This is a genomic window from Micromonospora endophytica (assembly GCF_003236305.1).
In the GTDB taxonomy this organism is placed as follows: Bacteria; Actinomycetota; Actinomycetes; order Mycobacteriales; family Micromonosporaceae; genus Micromonospora; species Micromonospora endophytica.
Genome location: NZ_POTX01000109.1, coordinates 1 through 18,897, shown reverse-complemented (window position 1 = coordinate 18,897; position 18,897 = coordinate 1). Strand labels below are relative to the sequence as shown.

Genomic DNA, 18,897 nt, shown 5'->3' with positions numbered 1-18,897 from the left:
GGGGTGGCCGGTGCCATCGGGGCGGCCGGCGAGGCCGGCGGCCCGGAGTACGGCCGGGTCGGTGGCGGGTTCGGATAGGACAGCGTCGGCGGCAGGGCGGGAAAGTCGGCCGACGGCACCTCCCAGCCGCTGGTGTCCACCCCCGCCCACGGGTCCACCGGAGTCTGGTGTTCCGGCTCGTGCGGCGGCGCGGGCGGAGGCGGGGTCGGCTCCGCGGACTCGCCCCAGGCGCGGCGGCGTGGCGTCGCCGGCGGGACCGGGGCCGAGCCGCTCCAGCGGGGTGCCGGCGGCTCGGCCGCCGTCGGGTCCGGCGGAAGCACCCGGGTGCCCTGTGGGCCCGACCCGGCCGCCGGTGCCGGCGTGTCCGTCCCGGCCACCGGCTCCGCGGCACCCGGCTCGGTCGCCGCCGGGGTGTCCCTCTCGGTGACCTGCTCTGGGCTGTCCGTACCTGGCCCCTGGTTCGCGGGGCCGTCCGGCTGCTCCCTGAGGGTGTGGTCGGCGGGCGGTGTGGAGCCAGATCTCTGCTCCTGGGTGACCGCCGGCTCCCCTTCCGGATGTGGGTCTGGAAGGTTCCCGTCGACCGGCCGGTCTGCTCCCGGCTGCGGCTCCGGCATCGCGGCAATCTCCTCTCGCGCCGTCTGCGAGGTTAGTACCGGTCCGCCACCGGACCGAATCCGGCCGTCCCGACCAGGTGGGAGGAAGCGGCCCAGGTGGATGCCGCCGGGTGCGGAGGAGCCGGCGTCGGTGAATGGCCACCCCCGGCCAGGTACGGCGCGGTGGCCGGTGGGCGGGCGCGTACCCTTGGGCATCATGAGCGTCCCGTCCACCACACCGCGTCCGGTCGCGGAAAACTCCGTGTGGCCCCGGCTCGAGCCGTTGCTGCCCCAGGTCACCAAGCCCATCCAGTACGTCGGTGGCGAGTTGGGCGCGGTGGTCAAGGACTGGGAACCGGCGACTGTGCGCTGGGCGCTGATGTACCCGGACGCGTACGAGGTCGGCCTGCCCAACCAGGGCGTGCAGATCCTCTACGAGGTGCTCAACGAGCTGCCCGACACGCTCGCCGAGCGGACGTACGCGGTCTGGCCGGACCTGGAGAAGCTGATGCGCGCCCACGGCGTGCCGCAGTTCACCGTCGACGCGCACCGCCCGGTGCGGGACTTCGACCTGTTCGGCGTGTCGTTCGCCACCGAGCTGGGCTACACCAACCTGCTGAACGCGATCGACCTGGCCGGCATCCCGCTGCTCGCGGCCGATCGCACCGAGGCCGACCCGGTGATCGTGGCGGGCGGGCACGCCGCGTTCAATCCGGAGCCGATCGCCGACTTCGTCGACGCCGCGGTGCTCGGCGACGGCGAGGAGGCGGTGCTGGAGATCACCGCGATCGTCCGGGAGTGGAAGGCCGAGGGCTGCCCGGGGGGCCGCGACGAGCTGCTGCTGCGGCTGGCCCGCACCGAGAGCGTCTATGTGCCGCGCTTCTACGACGTGGACTACCTGCCCGACGGTCGGATCCAGCGGGTCGTGCCGAACCGGGCGGACGTGCCGTTCCGGGTGCACAAGCGCACGACGATGGACCTGGACGCCTGGCCGTACCCGAAGAAGCCGCTGGTGCCGCTCGCCGAGACGGTGCACGAACGGTACGCGGTGGAAATCTTCCGGGGCTGCACCCGGGGCTGCCGGTTCTGCCAGGCCGGCATGATCACCCGCCCGGTGCGGGAGCGGTCCATCACCACCGTCGGTCAGATGGTGAAGGAGGGGCTGGAGTTCTCCGGCTTCCACGAGGTGGGCCTGCTGTCGCTGTCGTCGGCCGACCACTCCGAGATCGGCGACATGTGCTCCGGCCTGGCCGAGCAGTACGCCGGCACCAACGTGTCGCTCTCGCTGCCGTCGACCCGGGTGGACGCGTTCAACATCGACCTGGCCCAGGAGCTGTCCCGCAACGGCCGCCGGACCGGCCTGACCTTCGCCCCGGAGGGCGGGTCGGAGCGGATCCGCAAGGTGATCAACAAGATGGTGTCGAAGGAAGACCTCATCCGTACCGTGGTCACCGCGTACACCAACGGCTGGCGGCAGGTGAAGTTGTACTTCATGTGCGGCCTGCCCACCGAGACGGACGAGGACGTCCTCGAGATCGCCGACATGGCGCACGAGGTGATCAAGGCTGGGCGGGCCGCCACCGGCTCCAAGGACATCCGCTGCACCGTCTCCATCGGCGGGTTCGTGCCCAAGCCGCACACCCCGTTCCAGTGGGCGTCGATGGAACGGCCGGAGGTCATCGACGGCCGACTCAAGCTGCTCAAACAGGCGATCAACGCGGACCGCTCGCTGGGCCGGGCGATCGGCTTCCGCTACCACGACGGCGAGCCGTCACTGATCGAGGGCCTGCTGTCCCGGGGTGACCGCCGGGTCGGTGCGGTCATCCGCCGGGTCTGGGAGAACGGCGGCCGGTTCGACGGCTGGAGCGAGCACTTCTCGTACCAGCGCTGGGTGGACGCCGCCGCCGAGGTGCTGCCCGGCTACGGGGTCGACCTCGACTGGTACACCACCCGGGAGCGCGACGGGTTGGAGGTCCTGCCCTGGGACCACCTCGACTCGGGCCTGGACAAGGACTGGCTCTGGCAGGACTGGCAGGACGCGCTCAGCGAGTACGAGCAGGACGACTGCCGGTGGACGCCCTGTTTCGACTGCGGCGTCTGCCCGGCCATGGACACCGAAATCCAGATCGGCCCGACCGGCCGGAAGCTGCTCCCGTTGACTCCGGTCAACGGTCTGAAGCTGCCCACCGGCGCCCAGCAGTGACAGTGGTCGGGTCCGCCAGCGAGGAGCACGAAGATCAGTAAGAAACCACAGCCCGAAGGGGGCCAGGCACCGGTCGTCCAGCGCGTCCGGATCCGGTACGCCAAGCGTGGTCCGCTGCGGTTCACCTCACACCGGGACTTCGCCCGGGCGTTCGAGCGGGCGCTGCGCCGTGCCGGCGTGCCGGTGGCCTTCTCGCAGGGCTTCACCCCACACCCCAAGATCTCGTACGCCAGCGCGGCGCCGACCGGAGTGGCGAGCGAGGCGGAGTATCTGGAGGTCGGCCTGCGTGAGGTGGTCGACCCGGCGCAGTTGCGGGCGGCGCTGGACGTCGCGCTCTCACCCGGCCTCGACGTGCTCGACGCGGTGGTGGCCAGCGGCGGCAGCCTGGCCGACCGGATCGAGGCGTCCCGTTGGCGGATCGAGCTGCCGGAGGTGGACCCGGCCATCGCGGTGAAGGCGGTCGCCGCCTTCACCGAAGCGGAGGAGGTGCTGGTCGAGCGCATGACCAAGCAGGGGCGACGGACCTTCGACTCGCGCGGCGCCGTCATCGCCATCGATGTGGACAGCTCATCGGCGACGCCTTCCGGAGCGGCTGCCGTACCGTGTGCGATACTCGAACTGGTCGTGCGGCAGGTCACCCCGTCCGTACGGCCCGATGACGTCCTTTCCGGCCTCCGCGTGGTGGCCGGCCTGGAGCCGCCGGTGGCCCCGAAGGTGATCCGGCTGGCTCAGGGCACGCTGACCGCGCAGGGCGCGATCGTGGATCCGCTGGACGCGGACCGCGACGGGGCAGCCATCGGCGGGCGCTGACCGACGGTCGGCACCCAGACAGGCAGACTTCGCCGGTCGCGCACGCCGTGCGCCCGGGGAAACACCTTTTGCGGCGACCCTGCGTGGCAGCGCTCACCCGCGCCCGGGGAAGCCAGAACTGGAGAACGTCCATGCTCGAGAACGAGCCCGAGGGCGGCGAACGGACCGGAGCGAACCCGGCCGACGACACCGCCGAGAACAGCACCGCCGGTGTGGCGAGTGGGGCGACCGGCGCCGCGCCGGACACCCCCGCGCTGGGGGAGGTCACCGACGCCGTGAGCGGTGCCGCCGACCTGGGTGCCGCAGCCGCCGGCGAGCCACCCACGAGACGCCGTGCCTCGCGACGGCGGGTCACTCCGGTCAGCAAGCCGGAGCCGACCGACGTCCCGGTGGAGGCACCCAGCACGTCGATCGTGGGCAGCGGGGAAGCCCCCCAGGCCGAGGTCTTCGCCCCGGTCGCGGCCGACCTCGATGCCGCACCACCGGCCCCACGGCGACGCCGCAAGGCCACCACTCAGAAGGCGGCCGTGGAGCCGCTGGACGCGGCCGAGGTGGCGGCGGCCGGTAGTGACGTCGTACCGCCGGTCAAGGTCACCCGTACCCGTCGCAAGAAGGCCGTCCCCGCGGTGGCCGAACCGGTCGCCGAGACCCCGACGGCGGCCGAGCCGTCCCCGAGCGAGCCCGCGGCCGGCACCGATTTCGGCGCCGCCGCGCCGCCGCCGGAAGCCGCCGCGCCGCCCACCGGAGCCGAGCCCGCCGCGGAGCCGGCACCGGGCACCGCGGCGGCCGCACCCGGCGGCGCGACCACCTCGTCCCGGGGCGCGGCTGCGCCCGAGGGCGCGCCAGCCACTCCGTCCGGCGGTGAGACGGCCACCTCGTCCGGCGACGAGACGGCCACCTCGTCCGATGGCGCGGCCGTCGAGCCGGGGCCGGACGCGGCGGTCGCTCCGCCCGCCCGGGAGACGGCCGCCGAGCCGGCACCGGAGCCCCGGTCCCGCCGCCGGCGCGCGGCGCTCACCGCACCGACCGTGTTGTTCATGGCCCCCGAGGAAGTCACCGCCCGCGCCGCCGCCGCTGCCGCTGCGGCTGCCGCCGAACTGCCGGCCGCAGCCGAGCCGGAGACCGCCGAGGAACCGGCCGAGCCAACGCGGCGGCGTCGTCGCGGACGGCGAGAGGCCGAACCCGCGCCGGTGGTCGAGGTCGAGGAAGAACCTGACGCCCTGGCCGAGGAGAACGCCGAGGAAGAAGAGGACGACGAGGAGGGCCTGTCCGGCCGGCGTCGCCGCCGGCGGGGTCGCCGGGGTCGGGGTCGCGGTAAGGGCGGTGCCGACGACCTCGAGGAGAACGAGACCGAGGAGCCGGTCGAGGCCGAGGCCGACGAGGCCGACGAGGAGGAGACCAGCGAGGAGAGCGGCGACGAGGCCGAAGGCGGCGACGGGGTGACCCGCCGGCGTCGGCGCCGGCGTCGCCGTGGCGCGGGCGACACGGAGGGGGCCGCCGACGACGGCGTGCCCACCGTGGTCAAGATCAGGGAACCGCGCCGGACCGTGGACGAGGTGCAGGGCGTCTCCGGTTCGACCCGGTTGGAGGCCAAGCGACAGCGCCGCCGGGACGGCCGCGAGCAGCGCCGGACCCGCCCGCCGATCCTCAGCGAATCCGAGTTCCTGGCCCGCCGGGAGGCCGTCGACCGGGTGATGGCGGTACGCCAACGCGGAGATCGTACGCAGATCGCGGTGCTCGAGGACGGTGTGCTTGTCGAGCACTACGTCACCCGTAACTCCGCCGCCACCATGGCCGGCAACGTCTACCTCGGCAAGGTGCAGAACGTGCTGCCGAGCATGGAAGCGGCGTTCGTGGACATCGGCCGGGGGCGCAACGCGGTCCTGTACGCCGGCGAGGTCAACTGGGACACCACCGGCCTGGAAGGCCGGGCTCGCTCGATCGAGCAGGCGCTCAAGTCCGGTGACTCGGTGCTGGTGCAGGTCACCAAGGACCCGATCGGTCACAAGGGTGCCCGGCTGACCAGCCACATCGCGCTCTCCGGCCGGCACCTGGTCTACGTGCCGGGCGGCAACGCCTCGGGCATCAGCCGTAAGCTGCCGGACACCGAACGTAAGCGACTGCGCGACGCGCTGAAGAAGCTGGTGCCGGAGGGTGCCGGGGTGATCGTCCGGACCGCGGCCGAGGGCGCCAGCGAGGACGAGCTGGCCCGGGACGTCAAGCGGCTCCAGGCGCAGTGGGAGGACATCCAGGCCAAGGCCACCGAGGGTGGCGCGCCGGTGCTGCTCTACGAGGAGCCGGATCTGGTCATCCGGGTCGTCCGGGACCTGTTCAACGAGGACTTCCGCGAGCTGGTCCTTGAGGGCGACGAGTCGTACGACATGGTCGAGTCGTACCTGTCGCACGTCTCGCCGGACCTGGTCACCCGGCTGCGCCGGCATGTGGGCACCACCGACGTCTTCGCCGAATACCGCATCGACGAGCAGATTCTCAAGGGGCTCGACCGGAAGGTCTTCCTGCCCTCCGGTGGTCACCTGGTGATCGACCGGACCGAGGCGATGACGGTCGTCGACGTCAACACCGGCAAGTACACCGGCGCGGGCGGCAACCTTGAGGAGACGGTCACCCGCAACAACCTGGAGGCGGCCGAGGAGATCGTCCGCCAGCTGCGGCTGCGGGACATCGGCGGCATCGTGGTGATCGACTTCATCGACATGGTGCTGGAGTCGAACCGGGAGCTGGTGCTGCGCCGGTTGACCGAGTGCCTGGGACGGGACCGGACCAAGCACCAGGTCACCGAGATCACGTCGCTGGGGCTGGTGCAGATGACCCGGAAGCGGATCGGCGCCGGGCTACTGGAAGCGTTCAGCGAGACCTGCGACTGCTGCAAGGGCCGCGGGCTGATCATCCACACCGAGCCGGTGCCGGAGAAGACTCGCTCGGGCTCGGGCTCGGGTTCCGGCGGCGGGGGCGACAAGGTCAAGGCAGTCGCCGCAGCCGGCGGCACGGTGGCCGCAGAGCCGGCGAGCGGGTCGTCGCGGCGACGGGCGCGCAAGAACGCCCCGGCCGAGCGGACCGTGGTCGAGGTCACCGAGACCGACACCACCACCAGCGTCGATGCCGACTACCACGACACCATGGGTTACGACCTGTCCCGGTACGAGACCCAGACGCCGGCCGCGTCGGACATCGCCGACAGCCAGCAGGGTGAGTCAGCCCGGCTCGCCGCACCGGACGACCCCGACGCACTCGGTGAGAGCGACGAAGAGGACGCCACCGACGGTGGTTCCGGCCGGCGACGGTCCCGTCGGGGCGGCGCGCGCCGCCGTACCCGCCCCTGACCGGCCCGGATGCGTAACGAGCCCCTCCTGGCGACAGCCGCCAGGAGGGGCTCACACGTATGCCCGACCGGCACCACACCCCTGACACCGAAGCCGCGCCGATGCCTGCCGGTCAGGCGGCGGTTCCTGTCGGTGCCGCGGCGGTTTGTGGTGCGGCGGTGCCTGTCGGTGGTGCGGCGGTGCCTGTCGGTGTTAATAGGGGACCCCTCCTATACACCAGGCGTTAAAAGGGGACCCTTCCTTGTGGGCCGGTTTGGGGTCGGGGGTTCCGATGGCGTACGCTAGCCTGCGGCGCACTTTGGTGTGCCGAGTTCCCGTGTGCCCGCGCCGCCGTGCCTCTGCTACCCGGCGAGCCGCCGTGGGGACTACCGCCAGCAGCCTCAACGACAGGGAGTCCGCCTCCGATGTACGCGATCGTCAAGACCGGCGGCAAGCAGTACAAGGTCGCCGAGGGCGACGTGATCGAGGTCGAGAAGCTCGTCGGTGCCCCCGGCGACGCGGTGAAGCTCGCCGCGGTGCTCCTCGTCGACGGTGACGACCTGGTGACCGACGCGGCAAAGCTCGCGCAGGTCGAGGTGTCCGGCGAGATCGCCGCGCACACCAAGGGCCCGAAGATCCGGATCCACAAGTTCAAGAACAAGACCGGCTACCACAAGCGCCAGGGTCACCGCCAGCCGCTGACCCAGGTCAAGGTGACCGGCATCTCCAGCGGGAAGTAGGTCGTCAGAAGATGGCTCACAAAAAGGGTGCGTCCAGCTCGCGTAACGGCCGTGACTCCGCGGCTCAGCGGCTCGGCGTGAAGCGCTTCGGCGGCCAGGTCGTCAGCGCGGGCGAGATCCTCATCCGGCAGCGGGGCACCAAGTTCCACCCGGGTGACCTGGTCGGGCGCGGTAACGACGACACGCTGTTCGCGTTGGCAGCCGGTTCGGTCCAGTTCGGCACCAAGCGCGGTCGCAAGACCGTGAGCATCGTGCCGCAGCAGTAGCTCGAAAGCGACAAGCGGGCCGTGGACCTGATGTCCCGGCCCGCTTCGCCTTTTCTCGCGCGGGGACGCTCCCCGCTGGAAGGATTGCGGCGTGACTACGTTCGTTGACCGGGTCGTCCTGCACCTGCAGGCCGGCGACGGCGGGCACGGCTGTGTCTCGATCCACCGGGAGAAGTTCAAGCCGTTCGGTGGCCCCGACGGTGGTAACGGCGGGCACGGCGGCAGCGTCTCCCTGGTGGTCGACCCGCAGGTGCACACGTTGCTGGACTTCCACTTCCGTCCGCACGTCAAGGCCGCGAACGGCCGGGGTGGCGCGGGGTCGAACCGGGACGGCGCCAACGGCCCCGACCTGGTGCTCACGGTGCCCGACGGGACGGTGGTGCAGACCGCGGACGGCACCGTGCTGGCCGACATGGTCGGTGCCGGCACCACCTTCGAGGTGGCCCGGGGCGGGCGCGGCGGCCGGGGCAACGCCTCACTGGCCAACGCCCGCCGGAAGGCACCTGGCTTCGCCGAACTGGGCGAGCCGGGTGAGCAACTGGACGTGGTGCTGGAGCTCAAGAGTGTCGCCGACGTCGGTCTGGTGGGTTTCCCCTCGGCCGGCAAGTCGTCACTGATCTCGGTGATCTCCGCAGCCAAGCCCAAGATCGCCGACTACCCGTTCACCACGCTGGTGCCGAACCTCGGCGTGGTCCGGGTCGACAACCACACCTTCACCGTCGCCGACGTGCCCGGCCTGATTCCCGGCGCGGCCACCGGCAAGGGGCTCGGCCTGGAGTTCCTGCGGCATGTCGAGCGCTGCGCCGTGCTGGTCCACGTGATCGACACTGCCACCCTGGAGCCCGGTCGGGATCCGTTGGCCGACATCGACACCATCGAGGCCGAGTTGGCCGCGTACGGCGGTCTGGCCGACCGGCCTCGTCTGGTCGCGCTGAACAAGATCGACGTGCCCGACGGCCGTGACCTCGCCGAGATCGTCCGGCCCGACCTGGCCGCGCGTGGCCTGCGGGTCTTCGAGGTGTCGGCGGCGACCCGGGAGGGGCTCAAGGAGTTCACCTTCGCGCTGGCCGAGCTGGTCGAGCAGGCGCGGGCGGCGACGCCGCCGGCCGAGCCGACCCGGATCGTGCTGCGGCCGAAGGCGGTCGACGATGCCGGGTTCACCATCGAGGCGCAGCCGGACGGCTCGTACACCGTGCGTGGTGTCCGCCCCGAGCGGTGGGTACGCCAGACGAACTTCGACAACGACGAGGCCGTCGGCTACCTCGCCGACCGGCTGGCGCGGCTGGGGGTCGAGGACCAGTTGGGCAAGGCCGGTGCCCAGCCCGGCGACCTGGTACGCATCGGTGACCGGGAGTTCGACTGGCAGCCGACCCTCTTCGCGGGGGTCGAGTTCGTGCCGGGTGCGCGGGGGCGCGACGTCCGGTTGGAGGAGCAGTCGACCCGGGCCAACGCGGCCGAGCGGCTGGCGGCCCGCAAGGCCCGCCGGCAGCGCCCCGCCGACGAGATCGAGCCGACCCCCGAGGCGGACGACGCCGAGTAGCGCCCCCAGCAGCGATCTCGGCACGACAGCGCCCTCCAGGGCGGTCTTGCCGAGATCTGCTGCGTCGATCAGGGGTTGTCCGGCGGCGTGCCGGTGCCGGCGTTGTTGGAGAGCAGCAGGCCCAGGGCCAGCATGCCGAAGCCGAGCCCCAGGTGCAGGAAGTCGTCGGCGCCGTTGACCGGGATGAAGTTGGCCGTGCTCTCGTCCTCGATCGCCCATCCGTACAGCCACAGGACGAGGTAGAGCGCGCCGCCGCCGGCCAGGAAGAACCGTGCGCCGGCCACCCGGCGGGCCAGCACCAGACCGGCCAGGCCGAAACCGAGATGCAGCAGGTTGTGCAGGACTGAGACCTGGAACAGGCCGAGGAGCTTCGCCCCCGAGTGATGCCCGGCGAAGGTCATGTCGCCGTAGCCGGTGGTGATCCCCGGCACGAAGCCGAGCACGCCGAGGACCAGGAAGAGCGCTGCCACCGCCAGGGCGGCGAGTTGGACCCGGGTGCGCCGCTCCCTTCCGTCCCCTGCCCGATGGGCCATGGATGTCACCTCCGATCCGCAATTTTCCCGCCGGACGGGGCGGTTGCGCAGAGAAACGGCGAATCAGCACCGCGATGCACAGCGGTGCCGCACCCGGCCTGCCCGCGCTCCGCCGAGGGGCCGCCCGCCCCTCGGCGGAGCCGGCCGGAACGTTTCCCGGCTGGCCCCTCCCTGGAGCCGGAGAACCTGGTTCACTGCGAATGGCGGTGCCGGAGACGGGGGAGGACGGATGCGGGACAACAGGCCGGTGTACTGGCGGCGGTGGACGGCCGGGGCGGGGCGCGGCGGCGGGGAGACGCCGCTGGTCGCGCCGCCGCGTCGACCGCCCCGGCCGGATCGCTTCTTCACCGCGCACCTGGGCTTCACCGCTCCTGATGAGGCCGTCGCCCGGGACCTGGCGGTCGGGTACGCCGAGGCGCTGAGTGCGCTGCGACCCGAGGTGGCGCTGGGCGCGTCCGCCTTCTCCGCGGCCGACAACTGGCAGCGGGCGCAGCCGTTGTTCTGCGGCGCGGTCGGCCCCGACGGTGAGCGCTGTGTCGACGTCGCCGACCACCCCGGCTTCCATCACGCACCCGGACCCGGCGGCCTGGGCTGGGGCGACGGTGACCGGGGTTGACGGCCACCGCCGGCGCAGGCGCGCCGGCGGCTCAGTCCAGGTCGAACTCACCGTCCTGGGCGCCCGCGACGAAGGCGTCCCACTCGGCTTTCGTGAACACCAGCACTGGTCCGTCCGGCTCGGCCGAGTTACGCATGCCGATGAGGTCGTCGACGAACGCGACCTCCACCGCCGCCTCGGAGGTGTCGCCCTCGGCCCGCTGCCAGACGGCGCGGGAGAGGTCGAAGTCGCCCTTGGGGTGCGTTGTCATGGTGAAGTCCTCCACGTCAGGGGGAATTGGGGAGGCCCGTTGTCCGGCCCATCGGGCAGGATAAGCGGATGCCGAGCCTGACCCGTGCAGAGTCGACCGCGCGTGGCGCGTCGATCGCCGTCATGTCCTATCAGGTGGACCTCGACCTGACCGGGGACGGTGAGCGGTTCCGCTCGCACGTCACGATTCGTTTCCGGGCCACCAGCAACGAGACCTTCGCCGAGGTCAAACCCGCGAAACTGCTGGCAGTACGACTCAACGGCACCGAGATCGATCCCGCCACGCTTGCCGACAACCGGCTGCCGTTGACCGGGCTGACCGAGGAGAACACGCTGACTGTGGACGCCGAGATGGCGTACACGAACAGCGGTGAGGGGATGCACCGGTTCGTCGATCCCGCCGACGGGGAGACCTATCTCTACGCGATGTCCTTCCTGGACGACGTGCAACGGATCTTCGCTGCCTTCGACCAGCCCGATCTGAAGGCCCCGGTCACCCTCTCGGTCACCGCACCGCCGCACTGGACGGTCGCGGCCAACGCCGAGCTGGCCGCCAACCCGGGTCCGGGGCGTTGGGAGTTCGCGCCCACCCTGCCGATCGCGACCTACTTCTTCACCCTGATCGCCGGCCCCTGGCACGTCCGCCGCGACCAGCACGACGGCATCCCGCTCGGTGTCTACTGCCGACGTTCGCTCGCCGCGCACCTCGACGCCGACGCCGAGGAGATCTTCACCGTCACGAAGCAGTGCCTGGACCGCTTCCACCAGCTGTTCGACGAGCGTTACCCGTTCGGCAAATACGATCAGGCGTTCGTGCCCGAGTTCAACGCCGGTGCCATGGAAAACCCGGGCCTGGTCACCTTCCGCGACGACTACATCTTCCGGTCGGCGGTCACCGACAGCCAGCGCGAGCTGCGGGCCACCACCATCGCTCACGAGATGGCGCACATGTGGTTCGGCGACCTGGTCACCATGCGCTGGTGGGACGACCTCTGGTTGAACGAGTCGTTCGCGGAATACCTCGGCACCCGGGTCACCGCCGAGGCGACCCGGTTCGGCGGGGCGTGGACGACCTTCGCTCTGCGCCGCAAGGCCTGGGGGTACGCCGCGGACCAGCGTCCCTCCACCCATCCGGTCGCCCCGGAAGAGGTGGCCGACGCCGCCGAGGCGCTGCTCAACTTCGACGGCATCTCGTACGCCAAGGGCGCCAGCGTGCTGCGGCAACTGGTGGCGTGGCTCGGCGACGACGCCTTCCTGGCCGGTCTGAACGACCACTTCGCCCGGCACCGCTTCGGCAACGCCACCCTGGCGGACCTGCTGGCGAGCCTCTGCGCGGCCAGCGGCCGGGACCTCAGCGGCTGGGCGGAGCGCTGGCTGTGTGCCGCGCAGGTGAACACCCTGCGAGCCGAGGTGACAGTGGACGACCGGGGCCGCTACACCGAGGTGGCCGTCGCGCAGACCGCGCCGGACACGCACCCGGTGCTGCGCCCGCACCGCATCGGCGTGGGCCGGTACGCCGTGGACGGCACCGCCGAACGGATCGAGGTCGACCTGGATCCGTCGGCCGACGACGGCCGTACCGTCCTCGCCGAGCTGGCCGGCGAGCCGGCGGCGGCCGTCCTGCTGCCCAACGACGGTGACCTGACCTTCGCCAAGGTCCGGCTCGATCCGGCCTCGGCCGACGCAGTGGCGTCGCTGCTGCCTCGCCTGACGGACCCGTTGGCCCGGGCGTTGTTGTGGGGTGAGGCGCTGGACGCGGCGACCGACGGCGAGCGGCCGGTCGGCGCGTTGGTGGAGCTGATCGCGGCGGCGCTGCCGACCGAGACCGAGGTGATCATCGCCGAGGACGTGCTGACCCTGAGCCGTTCGCTTGTCGACCGCTATCTGGACCCGGCGGCGCGGCAGGCCGCGCTGGCCGTGCTCGCCGAGTCCTGCCAGCGGTTGCTCGACGGTGCCGCGCCGGGGGAGTCGTTGCAGTTGGCCGCGACACGTGCCCTGATCGCCGCGACCACCGACACGGACCTGCTCGCCGGCTGGCTGGCCGGCCGGGACGTGCCGGCAGGCCTGGCGGTCGACGTCGAGCTGCGCTGGGCGATCCTGTCCCGGCTGGTGGTGCTGGGTGCGGCCGGCGAACCCGAGATCGCGGCGGAGGCGGCAGCCGACCCGAGCGCCACCGGTGCGGAGCGCGCCGCCAGGTGCCGGGCCGCGTTGCCCGACCCGGCGGCCAAGCGGGCCGCGTGGGAGATCGTCGTGTCGAACACCGAGCTGTCCAACCGGCTGGTCGAGGCCACCGCCGCAGGCTTCTGGCGGCCCGAGCAGACGGAGCTGACCGCCGACTACGTGGCGCGTTACTTCGCCGACATGCCGGCCGCCGCGCGGCTGCGTACGCCCTGGGTGGCCGACGAGGTGGCCGAGCTGGCCTTCCCCCGCTACGCCGTGGCGCAGCCCACCCGGGAGGCGGCCGCGGCGCTGCTGGCCCGCGACGACCTCACCCCCGGGTTGCGCCGGGTGGTCACCGACGCCGACGACGACCTGCGCCGCGCCCTGGTGGCCCGGACGGTGGTGATCGTCCTGGCATAGCGACGCGGCCCTCGTGGCGTGTAGATGGGTGACACGAGGGAGGGAACGCATGGACGGTCCGGCCGAGCGGGAGTTCCGGGAGTACGTCGCGTCGCGGCAGGGGGCACTCTTCCGCACCGCGATCTTGCTCACCGGGCACCGGCAGGACGCCGAAGACCTGCTTCAGACGGCGCTGGCGAAGCTCGCCACCCGGTGGACGTCGTTGCGGGACTCCGGTTCGCTCGACGCCTACGTGCGGAAGATGCTCTACCACCAGCAGGTCAGCTTCTGGCGTCGGCTGCGTCACCGTCGCGAGCGGGCGTACGCCGAGCCGCCGGAACCGACCGATCAGGTGGCCGATCCTGCCGGCGACACCGCGTTACGGGTGGCGCTGGCCGAGGCGCTGCGCCGGCTCACGCCCCGCCAGCGTGCGGTCATCGTGCTGCGGTACTACGAGGATCTGCCCGAGGCCGAGGTCGCCGCGATCCTGTCCTGCTCGGTGGGAACGGTGCGCAGTCAGACCCATCGCACCCTGGCTCGCCTTCGTGTCTCCTGTCCGGAGCTTTCGCTGAGCATGGAGATGAGATGACTAACGACATCGAGGAGCGCCTCGGCCGAGGGCTGCGCGATCTGGCCGACGTGCCCGCACCCACGAGTCTCGCGGAGGGGGCGCTGACGCGGGCGCGGCGGGCGCGGCGGGTACGGGCCGTGACGACCGGGCTGGCTGCGGTGGTCGCGACCGGCGCCATCGCCGCGCCGTTTCTGCTGCGGCCGGGCGGCGGGCCCGAGGCCGTCCAGTTCGGCGCACCACCGCCGATCCCGCAGTCGGCAACGCCGACGCCGGCACCGGCGACGACCGGGGCGGCGGCGTCCGACGACTGTCGGGAGGCCCCCGGCAGCACCGGCGGCGGGATCAAACAGGTCGCGCCCGGCGACTGGCCCGAGTACGTGCGTATCGCGATGGGCCGGCTGCCCACGGGCAAGAACTGGGTCATGCAGTCGGGTTACGGCCCGTGCCGGCCCGCCGAACCGGACGTGCCCAACGCCTACTCGGTCATCAACCTGGGGCCCCGCCGCGAGGACGGTGGGCATGTCACGCTCAATCTTGCCGACGAGTCGCACCACCAGTTGCCGCAGGACTGCGCGTCGGTGTCGGCGAAGATCGCGGCGCGGCAGGGCGCCGACGGGCTTCGGTACGGCGAGGTCGCCGCGTGCACGGAGGGAACCGCCAGCACCCCGCTGTTCTACGCGATCCACACCAGCTACGACGAGTTGCACGGGGTTGCGGTGTGGCCCGATGGGCGGGCGGCGTGGATGGAGTCGATCCCCAACCTGGGTGAGCCGCTGCCGCTCGACCTCAAGGGCCTGCGCGCGGTCTTGACGGACCGGGAACTGGTCGACCAGCTCGACTAGCTCGGGGCGGGCTCCGGCGACCGGTCCGCCAGCCGACGTTCTACGATCATCAGGTGGCGGACGACATCCGGCGGATCGGGATCATGGGTGGCACGTTCGACCCGATCCACCACGGACACCTGGTGGCGGCGAGCGAGGTGGCGGACCGGTTCGGGTTGGACGAAGTGATCTTCGTGCCGACGGGCCAGCCCTGGCAGAAGGCGGACGTGCCGGTCAGCCCGGCCGAGGACCGCTACCTGATGACGGTGATCGCCACCGCCTCCAACCCGCAGTTCCAGGTCAGCCGGGTGGACATCGATCGGGGCGGTCCGACGTACACCGTCGACACGCTGCGCGACCTGCACCAGATGCACGGCCCGAAAGTCCAGCTGTTCTTCATCACCGGCGCGGACGCCCTGGAGAAGATCCTCAGCTGGAAGAACCTCAACGAGATCTTCGAGCTGGCCCACTTCATCGGGGTGACCCGGCCCGGCTTCGCGCTCACCGACGCGCATCTGCCGGCCGACACGGTGAGCCTGGTGCAGGTGCCGGCGATGGCGATCTCGTCCACCGACTGCCGGGCGCGGGTCGCCCGGGGCGCGCCGGTGTGGTATTTGGTGCCTGACGGTGTGGTGCAGTACATCGCGAAAAGGCGGCTCTACCAGGGGTAATTGGCCCTTTTCATCCCGGTTTGCGGCGAAAACGGGCAGGTTGGAAAACCGGCGCGTGTGAGAGGCTGGAACCATCGCACGTTGATCGAAGGAGAACGGTGACAGTTTCCGAACGCGCTCACGAGCTGGCGATCACGGCCGCGCAGGCGGCAGCTGACAAGAAGGCTCAGGACATCGTCATCATCGACGTGGGCGACCAACTCGCCATCACCGACGCGTTCCTGCTCGCCGCGGCCCCGAACGAGCGCCAGGTGCTGGCCATCGTCGACGCCATCGAGGAGGCCCTGCTGGACCTGCCGGAGAAGGCGAAGCCGGTCCGGCGTGAGGGCGAGCGCGGTGGCCGTTGGGTGCTGCTCGACTACGTCGACATCGTGGTGCACGTCCAGCACACCGAGGAGCGCGAGTTCTACGCGCTCGACCGGCTCTGGAAGGACTGCCCGACCATTCCGTTCGTCGACCGGGACCTGGCGCGCGCCGAGGCCGCGGCCGGATCGGGCGAGTGACTCGCCTGATCATCTGGCGGCACGGCAACACCGACTGGAACGCCGCCAGCAGGGTGCAGGGGCAGTCCGACGCACCGCTCAACGACCTCGGCCGGGAGCAGGCGCGTACCGCGGCGCCGCTGCTCGCCGCGCTGCGGCCGGACGCCATCGTCGCCAGCGACCTGAGCCGCGCGGCGGACACCGCTGCCGCGCTGGCCGCGCTGACCGGCCTGCCGGTCCGTTCCGACGCCCGGCTGCGGGAACGGTACTTCGGCAGCTGGCAAGGGCTGCTGCTCACCGAGGTCGCCGAGCGGTTCCCCGCGGAGTACGCCCGCTGGCGGGCCGGTGACCCCGACCCGGGCGCGGGCATCGAGCCCCTCGACGAGCTGGGCAAGCGGATGGGCACTGCCCTGCTGGAGGCCGCCGACGAGGCGACCGGCGGCACGATCGTGGTCGCCACCCACGGCGGCGCCGCCCGGCAGGGCTGCGGCAACCTGCTCGGCTGGGACCACGGCGTGCTACGTACCGTCGGCTCGCTGCGCAACTGCCACTGGACGGAGCTGCGCCACGACGCCGTCCGCGGCTGGCACCTGCGCGCCCACAACGTGGGGCCGATCCCGACCGACGGCACCCCAGAGGCCGCTGCAGGATTGGCCGAAAAGGGCTGACCCGGAGGCCATCGGCTAACGTGCCGAACATGCCCGTCGCGGTCGTGACCGACTCCAGCGCCTACCTCCCACCCGAGTTGGTGCCGGCGTACCGGCTCACCGTGGTGCCGCTGACCGTGGTGCTCAACGGCGTCGAGGGGCTGGAAGGTGTGGAGATCCTCCCGTCTGATGCCATCCGTGCGTTGAGCGCCCGCCGGGTCGCGGTGAGCACCTCCCGCCCGTCGCCGGAGCAGTTCGTCCGACCGTACCGCGAACTGCTGGACGCCGGTGCCGACGGGGTGGTCTCGGTGCACCTGTCGGCCGGCCTGTCCGGCACCGTCGAGGCCGCCGAGTTGGCCGCCGCCCAGTTCGGGGACCGGGTGCGGGTGGTGGACAGCCGCTCCTGCGGCATGGGCCTGGGCTTCCCGGCCCTCGCGGCCGCCCGGGCCGCCGCCGAGGGCGCGGACCTGGCCGGCGTACGTGCCGCCGCCGTCGACACCGTCGGCCGCACCACGATCTTCTTCTACGTCGACACGCTGGAGTTCCTGCGCCGGGGTGGCCGGATCAACGCGGCCGAGGCGCTGCTCGGCACCGCGCTCTCGGTCAAGCCGATCCTGCACATGCCGAACGGCGGCATCGTGCTGCGGGACAAGGTGCGCACCGCCAGCCGGGGTGTGGCGCGCCTGGTCGAGCTGGCCGTCGAGGCGGCCGGCGACGCGCCGGTGGACCTTGCGGTGCACCACCTGGCCGCACCGCACCGGGCCGAGCAACTGCTCGCCGCGCTCACCACCCGGCTCGGTGACCGGCTGCACGAGACGTACGTCTCCGAGGCCGGCGCGGCCGTCGCCGCGCATGCCGGCCCCGGCCTGGCCTGCGTCGTCATCCACCGCCGTTCCTGACGGTTGGTCCCGGCCCTGCGCTCGACGTGGTTCGGGGTGACGATGGGTGGTGCGGTTCGGGTCGTGACTCGGGAGAGGTGCGGGCGGATGTCCTGTGTGGTGACCGGAGGTGGACGCGGCGTCGGCAGGGGAATCGTGGAACGGCTGCTGGCCGGCGGCCACAGCGTGGTGGTGATCGAGCGTGATCCGGAGGCGGTGTCCTGGGTGGGGCCGCACCCCGAATCCGGTCGGGTGGTAGCGGTGGTCGGTGACGCCTCCGACGAGAGCGTCGCCGCCCGCGCCGCCGACCTGGCGGAACGGAGTAGCCCGCTGACCGGCTGGGTCAACAACGCCGCGGTGTTCCGGGACGCCTCCGTGCACGACGCCCCGGTGGCTGAGGTGGTCGATCTGATCACGCGCAACCTGCGTCCGGCCGTGGTCGGCGCCGCCATCGCGGTCCGCCGCTTCCTCGCCGCCGGGGTCGCCGGCGCCGTGGTGAACGTCTCGTCCCACCAGGCCAGCCGCCCGGTGCCCGGTTGCCTGCCGTACGCCACGGCCAAAGCCGCCATCGAGGGACTCACCCGGGCGCTGGCCGTCGAGTACGGCAGACACGGCATCCGGGCCAACACGGTCGCGCTCGGTTCGGTGGCGACCGAGCGGCACGAGGCGTTCCTCGCCGCGCAGGAACCCGACGACGTACGGCGGATCGATGCGGAACTGGCCCGGCTGCATCCGGTGGGTCGGATCGGTCAGCCGCACGACGTGGCCGAGGCGGTGGCGTACCTGCTCTCCCCGGCGGCGAGCTTCATCAACGGCGTCACCCTGCCGGTGGACGGCGGTCGCGCGGCGCTCGGCCTCGACCCGGAGTCCCGCTGAGGATCCGCCACCGGCGGGTGTCCGGCCCTGCTCGCGGCGACCGCGACAGCGCCGGGCCATAGCACAAGACGGGCATGATCAGGGCGTTGTCCACAGTCCACCGGTTGTCCACAGCGCGGGCATCGTGGGCGAGCAAGGGACGTCCCCGCCGACCTAGCCTCGCGCCGTGTCCAACGACGAGGAGACGGTGGTCCGGGAGCGACTCCGACGGCTGATGGCCGGTGCCCGGCCGGATCACGCCGACGTGCCGCCACCGCCGGCAGCCGATCCGGCACGGCCGTCCCTGATGGACTGGCCGACCGTGCTCCTGCCGATCCGCACCGACGGCGACCCGCGACCGGCGACGGACCCGCCGGACCTGGCCGCCGGTGCGCGACTGGCGGAGGGCCCGCCGGGTCTGGTCGCTGGTTCGCGACCGGGGCGGATCGAGCCGGGCCAGGCCGTCGGCACACCGCTGGTGGAGGCCGAAGCGGGCGGGGGCGGCGTGGCGGTCGAGCCGGAGGCGGTGCCGGTGTCCAGGCT

General features: G+C 72.1%; 17 protein-coding genes and 2 pseudogenes. 16 read left to right on the top strand and 3 right to left on the bottom strand.

Annotated features, from left to right (window positions below):
• Window positions 1-614 (bottom strand): annotated as a pseudogene (locus C1I93_RS16895) (hypothetical protein); the annotation flags it as partial.
• Between the two features lie 196 nt (window positions 615-810).
• Here C1I93_RS16895 and C1I93_RS16890 point away from each other — a divergent pair.
• From C1I93_RS16890 to obgE, 6 genes are all read left to right on the top strand, one after another.
• Complete coding sequence (locus C1I93_RS16890) at window positions 811-2,796, top strand: TIGR03960 family B12-binding radical SAM protein (protein WP_111244255.1); 1,986 nt, start codon at window positions 811-813, stop codon at window positions 2,794-2,796.
• 90 nt (window positions 2,797-2,886) lie between these two features.
• Window positions 2,887-3,606, top strand: coding sequence for a TIGR03936 family radical SAM-associated protein (locus C1I93_RS16885; protein ID WP_111244254.1), 720 nt, complete (start codon window positions 2,887-2,889; stop codon window positions 3,604-3,606).
• Window positions 3,607-3,737: 131 nt separating this feature from the next.
• Complete coding sequence (locus C1I93_RS16880) at window positions 3,738-6,947, top strand: Rne/Rng family ribonuclease (protein WP_111244253.1); 3,210 nt, start codon at window positions 3,738-3,740, stop codon at window positions 6,945-6,947.
• A 404-nt stretch (window positions 6,948-7,351) separates the two neighbouring features.
• Window positions 7,352-7,666, top strand: a complete 315-nt coding sequence (rplU, locus tag C1I93_RS16875) for a 50S ribosomal protein L21 (RefSeq protein ID WP_013735422.1) — start codon at window positions 7,352-7,354, stop codon at window positions 7,664-7,666.
• A gap of 11 nt (window positions 7,667-7,677) precedes the next feature.
• On the top strand, window positions 7,678-7,932 hold the full coding sequence (gene rpmA / locus C1I93_RS16870) for a 50S ribosomal protein L27 (RefSeq protein ID WP_111244252.1): 255 nt from the start codon (window positions 7,678-7,680) through the stop codon (window positions 7,930-7,932).
• A 91-nt stretch (window positions 7,933-8,023) separates the two neighbouring features.
• Window positions 8,024-9,472 carry a GTPase ObgE gene (obgE, locus tag C1I93_RS16865; RefSeq protein WP_111244251.1) on the top strand — a complete coding sequence of 483 codons (1,449 nt, stop codon included), beginning with the start codon at window positions 8,024-8,026 and terminating at the stop codon, window positions 9,470-9,472.
• Between the two features lie 68 nt (window positions 9,473-9,540).
• Here the strand turns inward: obgE and C1I93_RS16860 are convergent, their stop codons facing one another.
• On the bottom strand, window positions 9,541-10,005 hold the full coding sequence (locus C1I93_RS16860; RefSeq protein ID WP_111244250.1) for a DUF4383 domain-containing protein: 465 nt from the start codon (window positions 10,003-10,005) through the stop codon (window positions 9,541-9,543).
• Between the two features lie 229 nt (window positions 10,006-10,234).
• On the opposite strand from C1I93_RS16860, the gene C1I93_RS16855 reads away from it, so the two are divergent.
• Window positions 10,235-10,621, top strand: coding sequence for a hypothetical protein (locus C1I93_RS16855; RefSeq protein WP_111244249.1), 387 nt, complete (start codon window positions 10,235-10,237; stop codon window positions 10,619-10,621).
• Between the two features lie 31 nt (window positions 10,622-10,652).
• On the opposite strand, the gene C1I93_RS16850 is transcribed toward C1I93_RS16855, so the two are convergent.
• Window positions 10,653-10,871: a DUF397 domain-containing protein gene (locus C1I93_RS16850; RefSeq protein ID WP_111244256.1), complete on the bottom strand. Its 219-nt coding sequence runs from the start codon at window positions 10,869-10,871 to the stop codon at window positions 10,653-10,655.
• Window positions 10,872-10,939: 68 nt separating this feature from the next.
• On the opposite strand from C1I93_RS16850, the gene pepN reads away from it, so the two are divergent.
• The 9 genes and pseudogenes from pepN to C1I93_RS16805 form a co-directional block, all read left to right on the top strand.
• Window positions 10,940-13,450, top strand: coding sequence for an aminopeptidase N (gene pepN / locus C1I93_RS16845; protein WP_111244248.1), 2,511 nt, complete (start codon window positions 10,940-10,942; stop codon window positions 13,448-13,450).
• A 49-nt stretch (window positions 13,451-13,499) separates the two neighbouring features.
• The gene (locus C1I93_RS16840; RefSeq protein ID WP_111244247.1) at window positions 13,500-14,018 is read left to right on the top strand and encodes a SigE family RNA polymerase sigma factor; all 519 of its coding nucleotides are present in this window, start codon (window positions 13,500-13,502) and stop codon (window positions 14,016-14,018) included.
• Window positions 14,015-14,842, top strand: a complete 828-nt coding sequence (locus C1I93_RS16835; RefSeq protein ID WP_111244246.1) for a hypothetical protein — start codon at window positions 14,015-14,017, stop codon at window positions 14,840-14,842. Before C1I93_RS16840 ends, C1I93_RS16835 begins: the two co-directional genes overlap by 4 nt.
• Before the next feature lie 53 nt (window positions 14,843-14,895).
• The gene (nadD, locus tag C1I93_RS16830) at window positions 14,896-15,492 is read left to right on the top strand and encodes a nicotinate-nucleotide adenylyltransferase (RefSeq protein WP_111244245.1); all 597 of its coding nucleotides are present in this window, start codon (window positions 14,896-14,898) and stop codon (window positions 15,490-15,492) included.
• 98 nt (window positions 15,493-15,590) lie between these two features.
• Window positions 15,591-15,995, top strand: coding sequence for a ribosome silencing factor (gene rsfS / locus C1I93_RS16825; RefSeq protein WP_111244244.1), 405 nt, complete (start codon window positions 15,591-15,593; stop codon window positions 15,993-15,995).
• On the top strand, window positions 15,992-16,642 hold the full coding sequence (locus tag C1I93_RS16820; RefSeq protein WP_111244243.1) for a histidine phosphatase family protein: 651 nt from the start codon (window positions 15,992-15,994) through the stop codon (window positions 16,640-16,642). The genes rsfS and C1I93_RS16820 overlap by 4 nt, the downstream gene beginning before the upstream one ends.
• A gap of 29 nt (window positions 16,643-16,671) precedes the next feature.
• Complete coding sequence (locus C1I93_RS16815; protein ID WP_111244242.1) at window positions 16,672-17,520, top strand: DegV family protein; 849 nt, start codon at window positions 16,672-16,674, stop codon at window positions 17,518-17,520.
• A gap of 87 nt (window positions 17,521-17,607) precedes the next feature.
• Window positions 17,608-18,375, top strand: a complete 768-nt coding sequence (locus C1I93_RS16810) for an SDR family NAD(P)-dependent oxidoreductase (RefSeq protein WP_111244241.1) — start codon at window positions 17,608-17,610, stop codon at window positions 18,373-18,375.
• A gap of 166 nt (window positions 18,376-18,541) precedes the next feature.
• Window positions 18,542-18,897 (top strand): annotated as a pseudogene (locus C1I93_RS16805) (hypothetical protein); the annotation flags it as partial.

Bases quoted from the DNA above. Each gene is read 5' to 3' on its own strand.
- pepN (WP_111244248.1), top strand. From the start codon at position 10,940: ATGCCGAGCCTGACCCGTGCAGAGTCGACCGCGCGTGGCGCGTCGATC.
- rplU (WP_013735422.1), top strand. From the start codon at position 7,352: ATGTACGCGATCGTCAAGACCGGCGGCAAGCAGTACAAGGTCGCCGAG.
- C1I93_RS16810 (WP_111244241.1), top strand. From the start codon at position 17,608: ATGTCCTGTGTGGTGACCGGAGGTGGACGCGGCGTCGGCAGGGGAATC.
- C1I93_RS16860 (WP_111244250.1), bottom strand. From the start codon at position 10,005: ATGGCCCATCGGGCAGGGGACGGAAGGGAGCGGCGCACCCGGGTCCAA.
- C1I93_RS16880 (WP_111244253.1), top strand. From the start codon at position 3,738: ATGCTCGAGAACGAGCCCGAGGGCGGCGAACGGACCGGAGCGAACCCG.
- C1I93_RS16815 (WP_111244242.1), top strand. From the start codon at position 16,672: ATGCCCGTCGCGGTCGTGACCGACTCCAGCGCCTACCTCCCACCCGAG.
- C1I93_RS16890 (WP_111244255.1), top strand. From the start codon at position 811: ATGAGCGTCCCGTCCACCACACCGCGTCCGGTCGCGGAAAACTCCGTG.
- C1I93_RS16855 (WP_111244249.1), top strand. From the start codon at position 10,235: ATGCGGGACAACAGGCCGGTGTACTGGCGGCGGTGGACGGCCGGGGCG.
- C1I93_RS16835 (WP_111244246.1), top strand. From the start codon at position 14,015: ATGACTAACGACATCGAGGAGCGCCTCGGCCGAGGGCTGCGCGATCTG.
- C1I93_RS16840 (WP_111244247.1), top strand. From the start codon at position 13,500: ATGGACGGTCCGGCCGAGCGGGAGTTCCGGGAGTACGTCGCGTCGCGG.
- rpmA (WP_111244252.1), top strand. From the start codon at position 7,678: ATGGCTCACAAAAAGGGTGCGTCCAGCTCGCGTAACGGCCGTGACTCC.
- C1I93_RS16850 (WP_111244256.1), bottom strand. From the start codon at position 10,871: ATGACAACGCACCCCAAGGGCGACTTCGACCTCTCCCGCGCCGTCTGG.